Annotated in this window: 19 protein-coding genes; 12 read left to right on the top strand and 7 right to left on the bottom strand. The window is 61.2% G+C overall.

Features of this window, described 5'->3' with window-relative positions; translation table 11 throughout:
- The 12 genes from IH971_05530 to IH971_05585 all read left to right on the top strand — a co-directional run.
- Positions 1-1,290 (top strand): hypothetical protein (locus tag IH971_05530; protein MCH7497294.1); only part of this gene is annotated, 1,290 nt, incomplete at its 5' end.
- A 169-nt stretch (positions 1,291-1,459) separates the two neighbouring features.
- Positions 1,460-2,701, top strand: coding sequence for a hypothetical protein (locus IH971_05535; GenBank protein ID MCH7497295.1), 1,242 nt, complete (start codon positions 1,460-1,462; stop codon positions 2,699-2,701).
- 28 nt (positions 2,702-2,729) lie between these two features.
- On the top strand, positions 2,730-3,545 hold the full coding sequence (locus IH971_05540) for a ParA family protein (GenBank protein MCH7497296.1): 816 nt from the start codon (positions 2,730-2,732) through the stop codon (positions 3,543-3,545).
- Positions 3,546-3,728: 183 nt separating this feature from the next.
- On the top strand, positions 3,729-4,691 hold the full coding sequence (locus tag IH971_05545) for an FAD:protein FMN transferase (GenBank protein ID MCH7497297.1): 963 nt from the start codon (positions 3,729-3,731) through the stop codon (positions 4,689-4,691).
- A gap of 34 nt (positions 4,692-4,725) precedes the next feature.
- Entirely contained in the window at positions 4,726-5,823 is a 1,098-nt protein-coding gene (locus IH971_05550) for a hypothetical protein (GenBank protein MCH7497298.1), read from the top strand.
- Positions 5,824-6,058: 235 nt separating this feature from the next.
- The gene (locus tag IH971_05555; protein MCH7497299.1) at positions 6,059-6,286 is read left to right on the top strand and encodes a hypothetical protein; all 228 of its coding nucleotides are present in this window, start codon (positions 6,059-6,061) and stop codon (positions 6,284-6,286) included.
- 131 nt (positions 6,287-6,417) lie between these two features.
- Complete coding sequence (locus IH971_05560; protein ID MCH7497300.1) at positions 6,418-7,572, top strand: hypothetical protein; 1,155 nt, start codon at positions 6,418-6,420, stop codon at positions 7,570-7,572.
- A gap of 37 nt (positions 7,573-7,609) precedes the next feature.
- Positions 7,610-8,902 (top strand): BamA/TamA family outer membrane protein, encoded by a 1,293-nt coding sequence (locus IH971_05565; protein MCH7497301.1) that lies wholly within the window; start codon positions 7,610-7,612, stop codon positions 8,900-8,902.
- A gap of 180 nt (positions 8,903-9,082) precedes the next feature.
- Positions 9,083-11,941, top strand: a complete 2,859-nt coding sequence (locus IH971_05570; GenBank protein MCH7497302.1) for a hypothetical protein — start codon at positions 9,083-9,085, stop codon at positions 11,939-11,941.
- A gap of 112 nt (positions 11,942-12,053) precedes the next feature.
- The gene (locus tag IH971_05575) at positions 12,054-12,245 is read left to right on the top strand and encodes a hypothetical protein (protein MCH7497303.1); all 192 of its coding nucleotides are present in this window, start codon (positions 12,054-12,056) and stop codon (positions 12,243-12,245) included.
- The gene (locus IH971_05580; GenBank protein ID MCH7497304.1) at positions 12,242-13,297 is read left to right on the top strand and encodes a DUF4384 domain-containing protein; all 1,056 of its coding nucleotides are present in this window, start codon (positions 12,242-12,244) and stop codon (positions 13,295-13,297) included. Before IH971_05575 ends, IH971_05580 begins: the two co-directional genes overlap by 4 nt.
- 4 nt (positions 13,298-13,301) lie before the next feature.
- On the top strand, positions 13,302-13,850 hold the full coding sequence (locus tag IH971_05585; GenBank protein MCH7497305.1) for an LPP20 family lipoprotein: 549 nt from the start codon (positions 13,302-13,304) through the stop codon (positions 13,848-13,850).
- A 209-nt stretch (positions 13,851-14,059) separates the two neighbouring features.
- Here IH971_05585 and plsY read toward each other — a convergent pair whose 3' ends face one another.
- The 7 genes from plsY to IH971_05620 all read right to left on the bottom strand — a co-directional run bounded on the left by plsY (position 14,060) and on the right by IH971_05620 (position 20,698).
- Entirely contained in the window at positions 14,060-14,719 is a 660-nt protein-coding gene (plsY, locus tag IH971_05590) for a glycerol-3-phosphate 1-O-acyltransferase PlsY (protein MCH7497306.1), read from the bottom strand.
- Between the two features lie 79 nt (positions 14,720-14,798).
- The gene (locus tag IH971_05595) at positions 14,799-15,482 is read right to left on the bottom strand and encodes a DUF502 domain-containing protein (GenBank protein MCH7497307.1); all 684 of its coding nucleotides are present in this window, start codon (positions 15,480-15,482) and stop codon (positions 14,799-14,801) included.
- 34 nt (positions 15,483-15,516) lie between these two features.
- On the bottom strand, positions 15,517-17,034 hold the full coding sequence (locus tag IH971_05600; GenBank protein ID MCH7497308.1) for a carboxypeptidase M32: 1,518 nt from the start codon (positions 17,032-17,034) through the stop codon (positions 15,517-15,519).
- Positions 17,031-17,531, bottom strand: a complete 501-nt coding sequence (locus IH971_05605) for a methylated-DNA--[protein]-cysteine S-methyltransferase (GenBank protein ID MCH7497309.1) — start codon at positions 17,529-17,531, stop codon at positions 17,031-17,033. Before IH971_05605 ends, IH971_05600 begins: the two co-directional genes overlap by 4 nt.
- 14 nt (positions 17,532-17,545) lie before the next feature.
- Positions 17,546-18,469, bottom strand: a complete 924-nt coding sequence (locus tag IH971_05610) for a DNA-3-methyladenine glycosylase 2 family protein (protein MCH7497310.1) — start codon at positions 18,467-18,469, stop codon at positions 17,546-17,548.
- A 55-nt stretch (positions 18,470-18,524) separates the two neighbouring features.
- Positions 18,525-19,388 carry a DMT family transporter gene (locus IH971_05615; GenBank protein MCH7497311.1) on the bottom strand — a complete coding sequence of 288 codons (864 nt, stop codon included), beginning with the start codon at positions 19,386-19,388 and terminating at the stop codon, positions 18,525-18,527.
- 53 nt (positions 19,389-19,441) lie between these two features.
- The gene (locus IH971_05620; GenBank protein ID MCH7497312.1) at positions 19,442-20,698 is read right to left on the bottom strand and encodes an adenylosuccinate synthase; all 1,257 of its coding nucleotides are present in this window, start codon (positions 20,696-20,698) and stop codon (positions 19,442-19,444) included.
- Positions 20,699-20,746: the final 48 nt, after the last annotated feature.

Genomic DNA, 20,746 nt, shown 5'->3' on the forward strand with positions numbered 1-20,746 from the left:
CTCCAAACCCGACTTGCCGGTGCCGCTATTGGGGCCGGTGATCGCGGTGGCTTCGCCATCGGGTCGGCGGCCGAGAATGGACCGGCGACCGTTGGGAATGCCGCTGCAATCGGAACCGGCGATACCGACGCAAATCCCGGCCCCTTGGGTCGGATCCAGGGCGCCGGAGAGAATCCGGGTGGCGCCCCAACTAATCTTTTGGATCCTACCGCGCAAGCCGCAACTCCTCCGCCGGCAGGGGTCGCCAACAACCCGGCGGCAGACAGGCCGACTGAGACCGGTGGCGGTGCCGTTACGAATGCCGTGGCGGCGCCCGAGCAGGGACCCAGTGTAGGCGGCGACAATACTACCCTGGCCAATCCGGGCCCCCCGGCGGCGCCTGGTGACGACGTCAATCCAGCGTTCGTTCAAGGTAATGTCGAGGCTCCCGGTGGACAGCCGGCGGCCGAACCTGCCGGCCTGACCGCAGCATTTGAGCAGCCTGCCGGCGGCGGCGCAGGGCCTGGCGGTGAGACCAATGCTCCCAATGTCGCAGGCGAACCAGGTGTTCCCGGCGTTCAGCCTCCCGCCGATGCAGCTAATCCAGCTAACCCGGCGGATGCCACTCAGCCGGCGGGTGGCCCCGCAGCGGCCGACGCTCAAGCCGCTACGCCTGATGCCACGGCTGCGCAGGCAGCTGCCGGCACCAACGATAATGCCGGCGCACCCACAGTCGCAGCTCCTGCCGCAGCAGATGAGGGCATTGAGCCGCCGGATACAGCCAATGATCTCGGAGCGACCCGGACACCGGCGGGACCGGCCGCCGACAATGAGCTGCGGGGTGCCGGCGTGGCTCCAACGCCCGCTCAGCCTCAGGCCGCAGCCGGTGGGTTGGTACCGGCGCCAGGTGCAGCAGACCCCACTCAACCGGGCACAGCTATTGAAGGGGCTGACGCCGCCGCTGCGCCCGAACCCATTGAAGTACCGGCCACCATCCGGCAGGTTGAGGCGGAAGAAAATGAAGCGCCTGACCAGCCTGGTGCGGCACCTGCTGCAGCCGCCCCCCGCACGCCTGCTCCTGATGCTGCTGCCACCGAACCGGGTACGGGCATTGCCGCATTTGCCTTAAATACCCCGAACGAGATTGAGCCCCCCACGGGAGCTGGCCGAGATGAGAGCAACAATGAACCGCCAAGCCTAATGGATGCTCTCACGGCCAGGGCCACGGAGGCGTTCGAGCAGCAGCAGGTGGATGACCGGACCAATCAGCCTGGCGATGAGCGGACGCTTACGGAGCAGTTCATCGTCTAACTTTCCGCCTCCCGACCGCCTGGTAAGCGCTCGCAAGCCCCTATCATCTTAACCCCGAGCGGGCTAACCCGTGTCCCATGCGCCGTGCAAGCGGGGCGGTTGCCGGTTTGTTGTGCCTAGTGACAGTCAATTTTGGGGGCGGAATGAACGCAAGGCCGTAACTTCCAGCATGGGTTTTGGGTCTGGAACGCAGCGTGCAGGGCGGAAGACAAACACCCTCATCGTACTCGCCTTGCTCGCGGCGCTGGGCTCCATAGCAGTCCTGGCAGGCAGGCAGCCGCCACAGACCCCGCAGCCACCGATCAGCTTTCACCGGACCTTCGGGGGTCCGGGGGAGGACGAGGGCAGTTCAGTTCACCAGACAAGTGACGGAGGCTATATTGTCGCCGGCGTGACCTCGCCGCAGGGGGGTGGCGCGCGGAATGTCTGGCTCCTGAAAGTGGGGGCAGGGGGCGCCGAGGAGTGGTCGCGAACGTTTGACAGCGGCCCCGGTTACTACGAGGGGGGCGAAGCGCTGCAAATGACCACGGATGGGGGCTACGTTATCGTCGGGGCCACCCTCAACAGACTGCCCAGCGATTACGATATCCGCTTGATTCGCACCAACGGAAACGGGCGCCAGCTGTGGACCCGCACGTATGGAGGTAACGGCTGGGATTGGGGTGGATTCGTAAGCCAGACCGGGGATGGGGGCTTTATCATCACCGGCTGGACGGATTCCCAGGGCAGCGGCGGCGGCGACCTCTGGCTGGTCAAAACCGACGCTCAAGGTGAGGAGGAGTGGACCCGAACCTACGGTGGTATCGAAAACGAGCAAGGCAACTGCGTGCAGCCCACACCCGACGGTGGCTACATTGTGACCGGCGCCACCTCCTCGAACAGTGTGGGCGAGGACGACCTGTGGCTCATCAAGACTGACGCCAAAGGGGTACCCAGCTGGATGCGGGTCTTGGGCGGAAGCGGTTTCGACGAGGGCCATTTTGTCGCCCTGACCACCGACCGGGGCTATATCGTGGTGGGCTCCACAACTTCGTTCGGGAGCGGCAAAAGCGATGTGTGGTTGATCAAGCTCGATAGCGCGGGCAGAGTGGCCTGGACGAAAACCTTTGGGGGCAGTGAGTGGGATTGGGGCAACGCCGTTCACGAGACGCCGGACGGGGGCTACATCATCGTGGGCACGACCCTCTCCTTCGGCGCGGGTGAAAGCGACATCTGGCTCATCAAGACCGACCGCGAGGGTGAGGAGCTATGGAGCCGTACTTACGGCGGTGACGATCTGGAGTTCGGATTGTCGGTGCAGCCGGCCGCCGATGGTGGCTACATCATCGCGGGGCGCACCTACTCCTTCGGCGCAGGCGCCAGTGATCTTTTGCTCATCAAGACCGATGCGGCCGGGCAGGCCCTCAACTAGCTATTTCTCCCAGGGGGGGAGCGCCTAGGTGAGGAGCATTGCGATCCTCAATCAAAAGGGAGGGAGTGGAAAGACCACCACGGCCGTCAACCTGGCAGCAGCGCTGGGGGAAATCGGTAAGCGGGTTCTGCTGGTTGACATGGACCCGCAGGCCACTGCCACCGACTGGCTGGGCATCAGCAATCCAGGCCGGGGGGGCGTCACCGACATTTTCATCCATCAGCGGCCATTGCTGGAACTGGTGCAGGCCACGGAGGTTCGAGGGGTGGCACTGGTGCCAGCCTCCCCGCGGCTCGTCGGCGCCGAGAAGGCCCTCGCGTGGGAGCTCGACACCGTACAGATTTTCAGGCGCAGCGTAGACGCACTGCCGCCCGATCAATGGGACTATCTGATTGTAGATTGCCCCCCGGCCTGGGGCCTCATCACGGCCAACACGCTCGTGGGCGTCAAGGAGGTCCTGATCCCGGTGGAGGCCCATTACCTGTCGCTGGCCAGTGTGGAGCGGGTGCTGGCCGCCACGGAAACGCTGCGACGCCACCTTAACCCGGAGCTCAGGATCCTGGGCATCGTGGCGTGCAGGGTGGACCTCAGGACACGCCATGCCAAAGCCGTTGTGAAGGAGCTGCGCAGCAGGTTCGGTCAACTGGTATTCAAGGAGGAGGTGCGGGAAAACATTCGCTTGGCCGAAGCCCCGGCGAGCAGGCTGCCCATCACCGTGTATGACCCGCAGTCGCGGGGAGCAAAAGATTATCGACGACTTGCCGCCGCCATGATTGAGCGCGGAGCTGCGGGTCATCCCAGCAGTGTCGTCATGCCGGCGCCCACTGTTTCCACCCCGCCCTAGCGACCCCGCCACCGGCCGATTAAATTCTCCCGCCGACCATCGCTAACAGTCCAGCTCCTCCGGGCCGGATGAGGTTAGCGCCACGTTGCCACGCCTCACAGGCGTATATTCAAGCGTATGCTGAGCGGGAGCCGCAAGAGCGCGCCGGGCTTAGGGCCCGGTCGGTTGGTCAAACCCAGCGCTATGATGGCCCTGCTGGCAGCCACCGCGTTGGCCATCGGCTGCAAGCCCCGCTTCCAGCCCATCATCAGCATTGAGACCAGCTACCTGCAGTTCCCGGTTGTGCTCACTCTGGCCGACGACCATGAGCGGCGGAATGCAGCCACCGCATTGGCGATAGCCGAGATTGGGCGACTGGAAGGGCAGTTCGATCCGCTGAACCCAGCCGGCAGCCTGTACCAGCTCAATCAGCAGGGGCAGCTGTCTGATCCCGAATTATACCCCATCCTGGAGCGTGCTACCTGGATATCAGAGCTGACCGGTGGCGGCCTGAATATCTTTATGGGCTACCTGGAGCAGGCTTACGGGTTTAACAATCAGTTTCCACGGCCACCCGATGCGAATGCACTGCGCGAGTTAATGCTGGCCCTGCGCCGGGCCAGTCTGGAGCTGCTGCCTGAGCGCAGGGAGGTGCGCATGCCCAATGATGCCTACGCCATTTCACTGGGCGCGATTCTCACCGGCTATGTGGCCGATCAGACCCTCTCACACCTGGTCCTGGCAGGGGTGCCCACGGCGCGGGTGCAGGTGGGCACCAATGTGGCGTACGGCGGGTCGGCTGACGGGATCGCGTGGACGCACCCGGTCATGCATCCGGCCACTGGGCAGGTCGTGGAGCATTTTTATGTGGAATACAGTTGTGTAGCCACTGCTTCCAGCATCGATCAAGCCTACACTTTTCGTGATGAGGTCTACTACAATCACATCGACCCGGCCACGGGGCTTCCGGCCAAAACCATGAGCGCCGTCGTGGTGTTGGCGCCCACATGCGAGTTGGCGGGCGGTCTGGCCCAGGGGGTGTTTTGCATGGAACCTGAGAGCGGCCTGCGGGTGTTGAACAGCCTTCCCGAGGTAGAGGGCTTGTTGCTCTTGCCCGATGGCAGCACCCTGGCTACGGACAGCCTGGCCGTCTGGCGGGCGGGCTAGGCCGATCACGCTCGCGCTGATCCTGCTGGCCTTGGTGGCGGCCGTGTGGCTGCTCCGCTGGGGTTGGGCGCTCCTGAGGGCCGGGGGAGCACTCTGGATTGTGGTGCGGGGCCCCGACTCGCTCCCGGCGCGGATTTCGACGGGCATCGAGGAACTGGCGGAGCACTATCCACTGGGTGAAGATCGGCAGATACCGTATCATATCTACCGACCTGCGGGCCGCAACGCCGGTCCGGCCATCGTGGTATATCACGGCGCAACACCTTACGGTGAGGAGCACCCCGCCCTGGTGAGCCTGGCTCGAGGCCTGGCTCATATCGGATTTACGGTGTTTATTCCCCGCCTGCCGCGGCTCAAGCAGGTCATCATTGACCAGACCAGTATTGATGCCATGCGCAAATTCTATCAGTATGTCCAAGGTCTTGAGAGTGTATCACCTGACCAGATCAGCGTCGCGGGGACAAGTTTCGCCGGGGCTCTGATGCTGAAGGCGCTCGTGGGCCAGGACATGCAGCAGCCCCCTCCAAAAGCCGTGCTGACCTACGGATCGTATTGTGACATGGAAACCGCCCTCCGGTACATTCTTACTGGGGAAATCAGCGCTGGCGGGACAAAAACTATCGTTGAGCCCGACCGGTGGGGGCAGCTGATCTTCTTTTACAGCTTTCTGGACCAGGTTCCCGGCTCATTCGATACAGGGGCGGTGAGAGAAGTACTGGATCATTACCTTCGGGACAGTGCGTCAGCTGGGGACGCGGCCAAAGACCAGCTGCCTGATGACGAGAAGCGGATAGCGAATCTGATCCTCACGCCTGGTAATTCGGAGACCGCCGCGCTGGCCGAAGCAATTCTCAGCCGCGCCCGTCCACAGCTGGAGGCGCTGTCCCCGGCGCATTTTGCCGGTGAGATCAATTTCCCGGTGTGGGTCATTCACGGCCGCAAGGACCGGGCGGTCCCCTATACCGAGGCGCTGGCCCTGAAGCGGCTGCTGAGGCAGCGGGTGCACCTGCACATCACCAACCTCTACGAGCACACGGAACTGGGTTTGGGGCGGAATATCCTGACGGCCGCTAGTGATCTGGTGAGGTTGGGGGCTTTTTTTGCGCGATTTATTCGGGCGATGGAGCGCTGAAATTGGTCGCATGGTCCCCATCATTGGCGTCCATTTGGTACCCCGTCCCCGGAAGCGGGACAACACTAGGTATTGATATTGATGGAATTACGTAGCTGTATTGGAATCTGAATTTGATCCGAGACTTGAAGGCAAAAATGCTTGACTTTATCGACGAGAGACTCAAACTTTACCGTCAGGAGAGCCAATGCTGAATTTCAAGCTTGCGAAGTCACCAATATAGGAGAGCGTTGCAATGGCAGAGAAGGTCAAAACGGTTGGCGTGAGGAAGGAATCGGGCTACCTCTATTACCTGGGCAAGGACGGCCACGTGTGGCGTTCAAAGATGGCCCGGGCTGGGCAACGCGGTGGCAATGCCACCAAAGTAGCCGATGCCGGTGTCCGTCGAGAATCCGGCTACCTGTATTTTATCGACAAAGGTGGGGATGTCTCGCGGGCGAAGATGGCCCGTGGCAGGAAATAGTCCATTACTCATCCAGCCTCCGACCATAGAAAAGGTCTCGCTTCCGGCGAGACCTTTTCTTGTTTGGAAATCGCCGGTTCCATGCTTGCATCGACCCTGCCAGCTGGTGTAGTTTGCCACAAGAGAATCGGATGAGACCAGCTCGAGCCAACCAGCGCATACGAATGACAATCGTCTGCTTGGCCCTCACTTCGCTGCCCGCTATAGCGCACGGCACGGTGAAGTTTGCCCTGGCTTACGGGGCTTCCTGCAACCTGTGCCACGTGACACCCCTGGGCGGGGGTATGCGTAGCGCCTACGGGCTGGAGGAGGTCATTTTGGGCGATCTGCCCCGAGCCGGTAGGAGAGCATCCCGCGCCAGGGGACTGAATGCCCGCAGCAACAGCTTCCTGCGCTGGGGCGTCGATGTCCGGACCCAGGCGTTCTGGTATGATACAACGAGTGTACGAACGGAACCGCTGAGTGGCATTTTCCCCATGCAGGCTACTGCTTACATGAACGCTTTCGCCGGGGAGGCCCTGGATTTTTACCTGGCACATTTCCTCCTTCAGGCAGAAACCGAATTTTGGGTCCGGCTGACCAACAAAACGGGGATGGCCTATGCGCGGATGGGCCGTTTTCGGCCGGCCTATGGGCTTAACCTTGATGACCATACCAGCTACATCAGAGGCGGCAACCCCAGCCGCCTGCTGGTGCCGGGGATTCCGTTCCGGCAACAGAGCTTTCCTTTCGGCCCCTTCTACCACGGCGACGGTACGGTTGAAGCCGGCCTGTATTTCGGGGACATCTTTCTGACGGCCCATGTGGCCAACCCGTCCATGATACCAAAATTCTCGCCCACGGCCAGGGACGCGCAGCTGGGCCTGCGGATGGAAGTGATAAGATCACTGGGCGGCCTGACGATCATGGCCGGAGGCTCTTACCTGCGGGAGCGCAAGCCCATCTTCAGGGGACTTTTCACGGGACTGAACTGGGGGCGCGTTACACTGCTCAGTGAGGTCGATTGGGTGGACAATTGGGCCGGTCCGGGGATAACCTCAGCCGTGGCTTATGCGGAGCTGGACGTGCTGATCAGGCAGGGCTGGCGCCTCTTCCTTAAATGGGATGCCCAGGAGGGCAGCACCGAGCCACAGACAGAACTGGATAAACTCAGCCGTATCACCCTGGGCCACGAGTTCTTCCCCAGGCCGTTCCTGGAGCTGAAACCCCAGATTCGCTTCGACAGCGATACCTTCACGGGTGGCGAAACCGTCAGTCTCCTCCTGCAGCTACACTTCTTTTATTAGTGATGGTTAGCCTGCGAGGCCGGCAGTTCACGAATCGTTGCTGGTGAAAGTTTTGGGCTACGCGCTGCTGGTGCTGGGCGCAAGTCTGTGGGCTCAAAGCGGCCAGCCCATCATCACGAAGATTACCATCGAGGGCAATGAGGCTACACGGCCCCACATCATCGCGCGGGAGGTGTCCCAGCGTCTGGGTCAGCCGTTCGATTCCACACTGGCCCGGGAAGATCGTAACCGGCTCTACAATCTGGGCATATTTGAGCGAGTAGACCTCACCCTCAGGCCAATTTCAACCCGCGAAGCGGAGCTGCTTGTTGAGGTGGTGGAGACGATCCGCGTGGTGCCCCTGCCGCTGATATACCATCTGGATGATCTGGGCTGGTCGTATGGTGGGCAGATCAGTTATCTCAACTTCCGGGGTCTGAATCAGCGGGTTGATTTTTCGGCAACTTTTGGCGCTGAAAAGACCTACACGCTCCTTTTTGCCGATCCCTGGCTGCTGGGCGATCAGATTGGCGTCACAGGTTGGCTGCTGCGGGTTTTCAGATCCCACCCGGTGTATAACTTTCGCACTCAGATCAGGGATCTGGAGGTGGGCCTCCTTAAAGCTTCCCGGGACAAGACCCTTTCACTGCGGGCCGCCACCAGCCTTGAACGGCGCTCCATCCGCTGGCTTAGTATTAATAAGGGTCCCGATCCGCCGGATTCGATCAGGGTGGCCTACAATCACCGCCAATGGCAATCGAAGTTTCAGCTCCTCTGGCGCACCACCGATATCTGGCGCGACCCTACGCGCGGAGTTCGTCTCAGCCTGTTCTTTTCGCCTGTACTCGGCTTGGACGCCGACTCGCCCACCTTCTCGAACCTGCGTGTGGACGGGTCGTGGTTTGTGGGCCTGCGGAAGGGGCTGATGCCACTGGTGCTGGGGATGGGCCTGTCACTGTCACAATATGATCGCGAGACCCCGCTGCACATTAAGCAGTACGTAGGCAAGCAATGGGTTCGGGGCTATCATGTTGATCCCGACGAAAATCCCGGCGTGCCGGGCCTGCAGGAGGCCACCAGCGTGGCCAGGGCCAGCGTTGAATTGCGCCAGACCATCATGCCAAGACAAATAATTAGGCAGTTGGAGGTGGGTCTCTCCGGTGTGCTGTTTGTGGATTCCGGCTGGGGTTATGGCCCCGGCCAACCGCTGCAAGAGGCGCAGCCCATGATGGGTTACGGACTTGGACTGCGGGTGTTTCTCCCCGTGCTGCATGTGGTGGCCGTCGATGCCGGCCTTAATCCGTATGGCGGGGGAGTGCACTATCGGGTGAGGTTCAGTCAGGCATTTTAGTTGTGAATGGTCTGGATCACGCCGCATAGGCCCTGCTTCCGTATCCCCTCCAACTTCGCTGTAAATTATTCAGTTATGTCCTCTGGCCCTTGCAACTACCAGCGTTATTATATCCTGGCAATGTTTGCCGCCAGCGCCGTGTCTGGCCCCTTGTACCCAGGGCAGAGCGGGCCCTTTGCAATGCCGGACTCCATCGATGACGCCCCCGCTGCGGCTTATACCCCCGGTCCGAATTTGAGCCCCAGCACCCTGCGGCTGGTCTTCAGCGCAATGCTTCCGGGGGAGTCTCGCACGCTTTTCATGGATCTGGCGAATCTGGGGGCAGGCATCATTGACCTGGATTCGGTTGCGTTTCAGCGGGAATTTGTGGAAGTCGCGCTAGCCCCTCAGCAGCTCCGGCCGGGTCAATTCGTACGGTTTCCCGTGACCTTCACCCAAACCGACCTTAAAACCCGCGAGCTGAAACTTGAATTGTACTGGCATTCGGCCTCGTTTGGTACCGCTGATATATTACCCCTGGCCTTGACAGCTACCCCGCGGGCGCCACTAGCGGCCATACCACCACAAATTTCCTGGGACCGGGTCTATGTTGGGTCACGGCAGTCTTATGGTCTTCTGCTGCAGAATCTGGGCTCCCTGCCCATCACCTTCCCAGCGCCTGTCGAGGCTCCCCAAGGGGTGCGGGCACAACTGCCCACCGTAGTGGCGAGCCACGGCTCCGCCTCAATCGTCGTCACGTGGCTACCGCGGCAAGCGGGTCGATTTTCTGGCAGCCTGAACCTACCCTACGCCACAGACGGGATTGTCGGTCAATTGTCGGTGCCGTTAGCGGGTGAGGTCGTCCAACCGGCGTACCTGCTGGTAGATACACTGGATTTTGGCCAAGTCTTTGCGGGCAGCGCCTACCGGCGGAGTATCGGCGTGGCTAACGGCTCGCCCTATGCGGTGGTGCTCCAGCGACGCAGCGGCGACAATGCCCAGACCCTGCCGGGTGGAAACCGGGTCGGCTGGACAGCCACTCCGGCCCAGTTGGTGGTGAAACCGGGCCGGCAAATCGATCTGGAGGTGACGTTTTCACCGGCGCTGGCCGGGCCCTACCTGGTGCAGATTCCGTTCCAGCAGCAACTTTTGCCAGCATCCAACCAGCCGTCGGACGCGCTGCCCGAACTGGCGTTAACAGTTCGCGCGGAGGTAAGGTTGCCTTTGCAGACGCCAGCTGTACGGATAGATTTTGGTCCCCAGCCGGTGCTGCTAACGGCCCACCGTCCACTTGCATTGGCGAACCTCGGTGCAGAGCAGCTGAGCGTCTCGCTGGAGCTGGACTTGGCGGACCCGGCCTTTTCCATTCCACCGCTGGCATTCAGTTTGGCGCCGGGAGCCAGACTTGAGGTGCCGCTCTATTTTCGCCCCATCCGCATGCAAAACTATTTCGATACGGTCGTGCTGCGTTACGCAACCTTCGGCCGACCGCACGAGCTGCGCATCGATGTAAGCGGGAGTGGCAGCGACCGCCCGCTGGTGCGCACGGCTGTCATACCGGATGTGACGCTACAGGAGGATTTTCAGGGCTGGGTTCCCATCGCGGACCTGGAGGCCACGTTTGACGATGCCAATCACGGCGTGTCGTACCAGGTCAGGCACCCCTTCGGAGATCATGTCCAGCTGCTGGTACTCGATGGGCGCGTTCTGGCGGCGACCACGCCCGATTACCACGGCGCCGCGCAGGTGGTCGTGCGGGCCACCAACGAGTTGGGTCACGTGGTGTCCGACACCTTTCGACTATCCATCGCCCCCGTGAACGACCTCCCTCGTCGGGGGACTCCGCTCCCAGACATCGTGCTGAACGAGGATGCGCCCGCTATGGTGGTAGGGGTTCTGGCGGACATCTTCGTCGATCCCGACCACGTTCTGGATACAGTTAGAACGGACTACGCCATTTTCAGCTCCGGCGATGACGACGGCATCGTCCTGGTCATGGCGGGAGGCGAGCTGCACTTGAGTGTAGCTCCGGACTGGTACGGTAGCCGGTCGTTTGTCATTTCTGCCCGGGACGCCGCTGATACCAGCGTGCTGGTATTTGACAGTTTCAAGGTAACCGTTCTGAGTGAAAATGACGCCCCTACGCTGGGCTCTCCGCAGCCCCTGCATCTGGCCGAAGACGACACGGCCGTCATCGCATGGGCCCCCTTGATGGCTGACGTGGACGACCCGGTTGAGGCACTGAGGTTGGACTTCAGCAACGCGGGACCGGGCACCCTGCCGGTGACGTTCGAGCCTGTTGGCGGCCATACGACCGTGTTGCACCTGCGGCGCGACTGGTTTGGTCGGGCCAAGGTGCGCGTAACGGTCACCGATCCACAGGGAGCGACCGCCAGCGGCGACTTTACCGTGACCGTGAGCCCCGCGAACGATCCGCCCGGACCCTTTGTCCTCACGGGACCGGTGACTTTGGACTGGGACCAGCGTCTGCAGTATGCGGGTCGGGACACGCTTATCACCTTCGCCTGGGAGCCGAGCCAAAACAGGGACCCCGGAGATAACCTGCTCTATACCTGGCAACTCCTGGATTCAAGCGGCCAGCGGGTGATAAAGCAGCAGCCGGCCGGCCCGTTTACCAGCGTAACGGCATATTTTGACACTTCGGGAATCTTCTACTGGGCGGTGCTGGTGAGAGACAGCGAGGGCGCGGTGGCGACGACCGATACGGTGCCCATCATCCTGGAATCGTCCCAAGCACCGCTGGCGCCGGAATTGGGCCGGCTGACGCTCTCCCTGGGACCCAATTTCCCCAACCCGTTCAGCTATCGCACCCGAATCAGCTATGCGATTCCCCGCTACTCCGAAGTGGCGCTTACCATTTATGATGCCGTTGGTCGCCTCGTGAGGGTGCTGCGCGATGCACCGCAATATCGGGGACGCTATGTGGCGGAGTGGGACGGTCGGGACCAGCGGGGGCAGCGTGTTGCCTCCGGGCCCTATGTCGCGGAGCTGCGGGTGGGCACTATCACGGCTTATCTGAAGCTGGTTGTCGTTCACTGAGCCGGCAGCATGTGCGCCAGATCACACGTGCGGATAATACTAGAGACTTTAGCACCACCTTTCTATATTATGGGGCAACCAAGTTCACCGGCTCGCAGTCTGCACTAGTATCATGCGCCCCTTCGTTCTGATACCGTTTCTCGGGCCGACGCTCCTTTCAGCACAGTCGATCACGAGTGTGAACGATGCCCGGCAGGGCGGGCTACACACGTGGGTCTATCTGGCCCGACGCCTGTTCAACCGCGAGCAAACCCCGCAGCTCATGGGCGGTGCGATGGACCAGGTCCTGGTGGAGTACGAGTGAGCCATCCTCAGGCCCTGGCATTTGCTGCGCTGGCCTTGATGGGTTGCAGTTCGCGGACACCGGATGCCGGGCCGACTGGCGAAGCCCAGGCTGCCGCAGACGCGGCCTTTGTGGAACTGGAGGGAGGCACAGAGCTACCGCTGCCTGGTGTGCGGGCCACCGCCGATGAAGCGGAGCTGTGGGACCATCCCACTGCCGTTGAAAGCGACAGAGCTGCTGCCGGTGAGCCAGCCTCCGACTACGTAGCCAAACCGGGCTGGTTCCTGGTGGACACCGTGATGCTTTTTTCAGGCTCCGTACCGCCGGCGCAAGCCCGCCAAGAGGTCCTTCAGGCCGCCCGGGTAGCTGGGCTGGTGCGGGCCTTGCCACAAGCGGTCTCCTTCACATCGCTGCTCAGCGACATCATGGATGAGACGGCTGGCGTGGCATGGGAAAAATCCACCTGGAGCACCTTCCCCCTCTCCTCTGTTGCCGGGCACGTGGTCGATGAGCATATTCTGTCTGAGCAGCTGCTGCCCATGGAGGGCAACGCCTACCGCTACCGCATCGTGCTTGATGCCAGGGTCGAGCCGGTGAAGGGCGAGCGGGATCCTGCCCTGCGCCTGGAGCTGGCGGTGAATGACCGGCTGCTAAAGGGGGGCGACGACCTCGTCATCCGGGCCAGGTCCAGCGTGGACGGCTATTTATACCTATTCTATTTCTCGAGCGATCATTCGGTGATGCTGCTGTATCCCAACCGGACCATGGCAGAAAAGGCCCTAACTGCGGGCGACTGGATGGAACTGCCCTCCCAACAGCAGCGGGCCAGAGGGTTGCATTTCCGCGTGGCAGCTGATCCTAATGTTGCCACAGCCAACGAAACGGTCTACGCGCTATTTACGCGACAACCCATTGCGCAGCTACCGCGTCTAAGCAGTGTTCAGGAAGGGTATGTGTCATTCACGGCAGGCGTTGCAAGCTTCACCGAATTCCAGCGCTGGCTGGCGGAAATACCGCTTGGCCAACGGGTCGAAAAAGCAGTTCAGCTGCACATCATAAGCGACAAGGAGTAGCACGATGAAACGAGCTATCAAAATGATGAGCCTGGGCAGTGCCTTGCTGATATTGGCGGGCTGCGCCGGAAGAATGGAATCGGGGACCACGGAGTCCCGCAAGAGCCACGACATGCCTGACTGGGCCATGAACAGGCCCAGTATGGAAGGTATCGTCTACGGCGTGGGGCAGGCCAAAAAGCAGAATCCCAGCCTGTCCAAGAATGTTGCTGCGCAACGTGCCCGCGATGAAGTGGCCGCGGCGGTGAACATAAGGGTACAGTCACTGGTCAAAGACTTTATGCAGGAGAGCGGCGTAGGCGAGCGGTCCGAGGCGCTGGAGTTCACCCAGTCGGTGGGCAAGGGCGTAGCCGACGCAACCCTGACCGGGGCCATGATCAAGGAGACCTTCTTAGCGCGGGATGGAACTTACTTCGTGCTGGTTGAGTATTCACTGGATCAAGCGCGGCGGGCGGCGATTGACAGCGCCCAGAAGGAAGAGGCGCTCTGGAATGAATTCAAGGCGGATCAGGGATTCGAAGCGCTGGAGGAGGAACTGGCCAAATTGCGCTAATGGGCGCCGGCTGACATCCATTTACACTTGACCGAGACATGATGGCGCCGGGCCTTTGGGCTGGGTGACATCTGGACCCTCCGATGGTATGCCTTAACCGCCTTGGGTAGCCAACGGGGGGTCGCTTTTTTGCGGGCAAGCCGTTCCGACTTGCGCAATTCCAGCGGTTACTCAGAAGCCGAACTATCCAACTAAGCCCCTTTCTGCCATTATTCAGTGCTTTTGTTGCGCCGGAAAACGAGCGCCTTCTCAAACCTGCGCTCTGTTCCTGCGGCCAGCCTGGCCAGGTTGCTGCGGTGGGTGAACCAGATAAACAGCAGCATGAAGATACTTGCGGCGCCGAGGCTGGACTTGAGGGTGCCGGCCTGCAAAAAGGTTGCCACCGGAAAAAGGGTGACCGCCGCAACCGATCCCAGGCTCACATAACCGGTGGTTGCCACCACCGCCAGCCACACCGCCACGCCGAGCAGCAGCGCACCAGGGGAGAGGTGCAGCAGTATGCCCCCCAGGGTGCTTACGCCCTTGCCTCCCCGGAAGCCGGCAAAAAGAGTGAAGGAGTGCCCGGCTACGGCGGCGGTGCCACAGAGGATGGGTACCAGGTGAGGATCGGTAACCGGCAGTTCACCCAAAACACCGCCGAAGCGCCATTGGGAGATAACGGCGGCGGCGAACCAACCCTTGAAGGCATCCACCAGGACTACCGTAGCGCCCGCTTTCCATCCCAGCACTCGAAAAGCATTCGTGCCGCCGGCGTTACCGCTTCCGTATTGGCGAATGTCGATGCCCCGGGTTAGCTGCCCCACAATGATGCTCGTGGGTGCGCTCCCCGCCAGATAGCCCATCAGGACCAACACCAACAGCAAGCTCATGGTGTAACCTCAATGACCATCAAGCCCACTGGATGGCGGCGGACGAGCGGACAGCCCCCCAGCGCTTCCGGCCGGAGCTTCAGTCGGGTGACTCACCGACAGTCTCAGGCTTCGGGGCCGGGGCCGGAGCGTCCCCTGCCGTCTCGATGGATCCGCCGGCGGCAGGCCCATGAACGAAGTGGTGCTTATCGCTGGAGAGGGCACCACCGGAAATCAGCAGCTTGAACCCGTTTTCTATGCTCAGGTCGGCATCGATGGCGTCGGAGCGGGGCACGAAAACCACATAGCCTGAGGTTGGATTCGGGGTGGTGGCGACAAATACATTGTAATAGGGCACTCCGTCGGATGAACGCGTCGTGCCGGTGACAAAGCCCAGCGTCCAGAGGCCGCGGCGGGGGTACTCCAGCCAAATCACCTTCTGAAAGGCCTTGCGGTGTTCGGGAGAAAAGGTCTGGACCAGCTGCTTGGTCGTGTTGTACACGTTAGAAACGAAGGGAATCCTGAGCAATATCCCCTCGAAGAAGCTGTACAGGCGTCGCCCCAGGAAGTTGGTTACGAAGAGCCCCAGCGCGAAGAGGGCCACCACCATGAGTACCAGACCCAAGCCGGGAATGGACCTGCCCACCATGCGCTCAACAACGGGCGCCAGGATGCTGTCGGTAATGCGGAACAGGAACTGGAGCACACCGATGGTGATGTAGACGGGGATGGCGGTAAAGATGCCCGCCACAAGAATGCGCCTGACTTTTGCTCCCACCTTCATGCCACCGCAACAGGATTCAATTCAAGCATTATCTTCACACCCCGTAGAGTTGACGATACTTGTCTTCAAGATAGTGAACAAACGGCTCAGCCGAGAGTTGCTGTCCGGTAATATCCTGAGTGAGCTCTGCGGCCGACTTGCCGCGGCCAAGCTGGTGGATATTCTCCCGCAGCCACTCCCGCAAAACGAGTAAATCGCCCCCTGCAATGCGCTCCTCCAGACCATCAATTTGCGCCTTGGCCGCGTTATAGAACTGGCAACCGTAAAGATTTCCCAGCAGATAGCTGGGGAAATAGCCCACGCTGCCCACGCTCCAGTGGATGTCCTGAAGCACGCCCTCGGTGTCATTCTCGGGGGTAATGCCAAGGTAGTTCTGCATCCCTTCATTCCACAGTGACGGCAAGTCGCTGACCGCAATGTTGTCATCCATGATGGCTTGCTCCAGCTCGAAGCGCAGCATGATATGCAGGTTGTAGGTTACCTCATCGGCATCCATGCGAATGGTGCTGGGAAATACGGAGTTAATGGCGGCATAGAACTCGTCCAGCGACACGGTGCCCAGCTGATCCGGGAACAACCCCTGCAAGCGGGGATAATAGTGCTCCCAAAACGGTCGGCCCAGACCCACGTAGATTTCCCAGAGCCTCGATTGGCTCTCGTGAATGCCAAGGGAAATAGCCTCGCACAGGGGCGTGCCGAAGTATTTTTCATCAAGGGCCTGCTCGTAAAGGGCGTGCCCGCCCTCATGGATGGTGCTGAATACGCCCACCATGATGTGGTTGGCGTTCAGGCGGGTGGTAATGCGCACATCGGAAGGGTGAAAGTCAGTGGTGAAAGGATGGGCAGACAGATCCTGCCGGCCGCGGGTGAAGTCAAAGCCCATGTCGCGGAGGATCGACATGCCAAACTCCCACTGGGTAGACTCGTTATACTCAAGGTACAAGGCGTCCGCCCGGCCAGGTTGGCTGGCATCCCCGATGCGGGCCGAAAGATCAACGAGCGTGGGCCGCAATGTGTCGATCAGGCCCGCCAGTTGGGCGCTGGTCATCCCCGGCTCATACCCGTCGAGCAGCGCATCATACGGGTGGTCTTCAAATCCCAGATAGTCCGCCTCATGTCGTTTCATGTCGAAAATCTTTTCGAGGTAGGGCGCCAGGCGGGCAAAATCATTTTTCTGCCGGGCCTCTTCCCACACCTGTTGGGCTTCGGAGGTAAGCTGCGCCAGTGCCCCCACGAAGTCGAGGGGCAGCACCGTGGCCCGGTGCCAGTCGCGCCAGGCCATTGCCACCAGGCGAATTTCTTTGGGCAACAGCCCATCGGAGGAGACCTCGCCGGAGTCCAGCTCCACCAGGGCGGCCAGGCTGCGGCGAAAATCGGGCCCCGTGAAGCGGGCGTGGGACAGGGTCAGGATCAGGGCGGTCTGGTCGGCCCGCGCCTGGGCTCCCTTGGAAGGCATGTAGGTCTCCTGGTCCCAGCTCAGGAGCGCGGCCACCCGCCGAAGTTGGGTGATCACCCGCAGCTCGCTGACGAGGATTTCCAATTGGGAATTCACGCCGCCGCTGACTCCATCCGCAGGAGGGCCTGTTTCAAGGGCAGGCCCCCGCCGTAGCCGGTAAGGGTGCCCCCGGAACCCACCACCCGGTGGCAGGGAATAACCAGGGGCAGCGGGTTGGTGGCCACGGCACGGCCGACGGCCCTGGCAGCGCCCGGTTTGCCCAACTGCCGGGCGATCATCCGGTAGGTGGTCGTGCGACCAAACGGCACCGCGCTCACCGCCTCCAGTACGCGGAGTGAAAAGGGCGTGTTGTGGTGATCAAGCCTAAAGGAAAACGTGCGCCTGCGGCCCTCGGCATACTGTTCCAATTCCCTGCGTATTTCCTCGAAGGGCGCCTCGGACACAGTCAGCGATGCCTGGGAAAAGTGCCGGGCGGCCCAGCGTCTCACTGATGTCAATGACTCGTTGGGCAGGCCTATGTAGCAGACCCCTTTGTCGCTCATTACCACGGTAATCCTACCGATGGCCGTAGCGAAGCGATCATAGGCGAGCATGGCGCTGGTCCTGACTATTTGTTATGTGCAGCGGCGGCGGCAGCGGAATCTTCCTGGTGCCACAGATAGAATGTAACCAATCCACGCCACGGAGACCAGTGCTCCCCGATCTCACGTACCTGTTTTTCAGTGGGCCGCTCAGCCAGGCCGTAAACCTGTTGCACCACCCGCATCAGGCCGATATCAGCGGCGGGTAAGGTATCGACTAACCCAAGCCCTAGCATAGCCCCGTACTCCGCCGTCCACGGTCCCACGCCGCGCAACTGGCAGAGTCGCACCACAATCTCTTCATCACCGCCGCTTAGCCGTTCCCATTGGGGCTCCGCAGCGAACTGCCGGGCCAACTCGACAATGTAGCGGCTCTTGTTGTTGGAATACTGCAGAGGGCGCAGGGCGTGAATTTCGAGTCGGGCCAGCTCTTCGACGGATGGAAAGAGCCACAGGTCGCGGTCCTGCACCCGGTAGACATGTCCGAAAGTGGCTAGCAGCCTGCGTTTCAGCTCATCGGCAAAGGTGGTGTTCACCTGCTGGTCGGTGATGGCCAGGCAGAGGGCCTCCAGCAAGGTGTCCTTGAGGATGGGCCGCAAGCCACGTTGAAATTCCGGCAAACCTGCCAGCGCCGGCTGCCTGGTCACAAAGCGGTAAAATGCGGGCAGGTCCAGCTGCAGTGAGAACTTGCGTGTCAGGAACGCGGCCACGATGTCTTTCGGCGGCAGGGCTTTCTGCTCAGCGGAAGTGACCCGGAACTCGACAACATCTGCTGCTATCGATCTGGCATTGATGATGGCGGCTGTCCCGGCGATACGGCTGGCGCGGTAGAGTCCACCCTCTGCGATGGGCCCACGGTCCCCCAAGTGCTCTGTGACGGGCTGGTTGCTCAGCGCCAGGTCGAGGGGGCCATTGCTGGGCAGGCGCAGGCGCATGGAAGCGGCGGCCATCAGGTCGGCTCCCTACATCTGCGTTGCGGGCCCAGCGCCCCCGTACGATGCGCCACTATACTCTCCTGATGATCTGCAGGTAGCGGCGGGCGTCGGTGAGGAAAATACCCAAGAGCACGATAACTGCACCCACGTATACTGTCAGCGGCAGCACTTCCCCCAGGACCATCATGCCCATGAACGTGGCGATGATGGGCGCGATAAACCCCACGAATGAAAGCTTGACGACCTCGATGCGCTGCAGCAGGTAAAAGTAGGCTACCCAGGCAAGCACGGTACCGAATATTGCCAGGTAGATCAGGACTCCGATGTTAAGCGGGCTCCAGACCATGCTGGCAGGATCTTCCCAAGCGAAGCTGCCGGCCAAGGTGGCCAATCCGCCGATGCCGGTCGCTACGCCGTTAAGCACGATGGGATTGGCACGCGCCGGATGCATTTTCAAATAGATGCCCGGCCAGGTGGTCATCAGGACAGCGCCCATTACGAGTGCCATGCCCAAGAGCAGATTCCTGCTTTGCCCAATCCCGTAGCCGGCAAATATCAGCGCCACGCCGCTGAAGCCCACCAGGATGCCCACGCCCTTCCTTACAGTAAGGCGCTCGTTGCGCAATGTTACATGGGCTGCCAGTGCGGTGGTGATGGGGATGGACGCCCACAGCAGGGCGGATACATTGCTGTAAATATACTGGGTGCCGGTGTAGGTGAGCGAATAGCTCAGGGAGAAGTTGAGCAGGCCCACGGTCAAGTATTGTTTGTAGGCCAGAGGGTCCCTGGGGATCGGCAGTTTCCGAATATAGATGATCAGAAACAGCAGGCCGGAAGCCAGGATATGCCGCATGGCAACCCCCAGCAGCGGCGGAGTCCCCTCCAGCCCGATCTTCAGCGCCACAAAGGTAGAGCCCCAGATGAGGCACATCATGGCGAATACCACGCCATTGGGCGGTGGCCACCCCAAGAGCCGGGAGGGCCGGGTCACCGGATTAAAATCTGGTTTCTATCGGCCCCCACCGAGACCGTCGTAATAGGTACCCCTATGAGTTCTTCCAGTCGCTCGATGTAATCCACGGCTTCGGGCGGCAAATCCTGGACAGTTTTTGCGCTGGAGATTCCAGTGCGCCAGCCGGGCAGCTCGGCGTAGACGGGCGTAACGCGGTCCAACTGGTGTATGGCTGCCGAAAAGCCAGGCAGGGTGGCGCCGTCCCACTTATAGCCCGTGCATATCTTAACGGCCTTGAACTTGTCCAGTACATCAAGTTTTGTAAGGGCCAATTCCGTGAAACCGTTGATCTGACAGGCATAGGCGGCCGCCACGGCGTCAAACCATCCACAGCGGCGTTCCCGCCCGGTGGTGGCTCCGAATTCAGCTCCCTCCGATTGAAGTTCACGGCCCTGTTCATCGGTGAGCTCGGTGGGGAACGGCCCGGCGCCCACGCGGGTAGTATACGCCTTGAACACCCCCACAAACCGGTCGACTTTCTGCAGGGGAACACCGAGCCCCGTCGCGATGCCGCCGATGGTAGGATGGGAGGAAGTGACGTAGGGAAAGGTGCCCATATCCAGATCGAGCAGCGTGCCTTGAGCGCCCTCGAATAGAATGTTCTTATCTGCGGCCAGAGCATCCTGCAATGCGGCGAAGGTGTCCGTAACCATAGGTGCGATGCGGTTTGCGGCGAAGATAAACGCTTCCAGCTCAGCCTTCAACGGTCCAGCGTCAGCCGCCTTAATTTCCCCCTGATCCAGGCCCAATTTCACTCGGCTGTTGAGATAAGTGCCCAACTGGGTGGTATCGAGCAGATCCACCGCCCGTATGCCCAGGCGGCGGGCCTTGTCAGCATAGGCCGGCCCAATGCCCTTGAGGGTGGTGCCGATGACGTGTCCTGTAGCCCGGTCCATGGCTTTGTGGATCGGGGTTACCACGTGCGCGGACGAGCTGATGAGTATGCGTCCAGCGGTATCAACATCGTGTTGAGCCAGGGTATCGAGTTCTTCAGACAGTGCCACGGGATCCAGGACGACTCCGTGACCAAGGATGCACACGGTGCCGGGGTGGAGGATCCCGGAGGGCACCTGATGGAGCACAAGTGTCTCGCCGTCGACTTTGACGGTGTGGCCGGCGTTGGCCCCACCCTGGTAACGGGCCACCAAATCGACACCGGCACAAAGCAGATCGACCACCTTGCCCTTGCCCTCGTCACCCCATTGGCCTCCGATGACTGCAGTAACCGGCACGGCTAGACCCGCAGGCAAAGGAGCAAGGTGATTGCAGAAACGATGGCC

The organism is Candidatus Neomarinimicrobiota bacterium (assembly GCA_022560655.1).
In the GTDB taxonomy this organism is placed as follows: Bacteria; Fidelibacterota; Marinisomatia; order SCGC-AAA003-L08; family TS1B11; genus JADFSS01.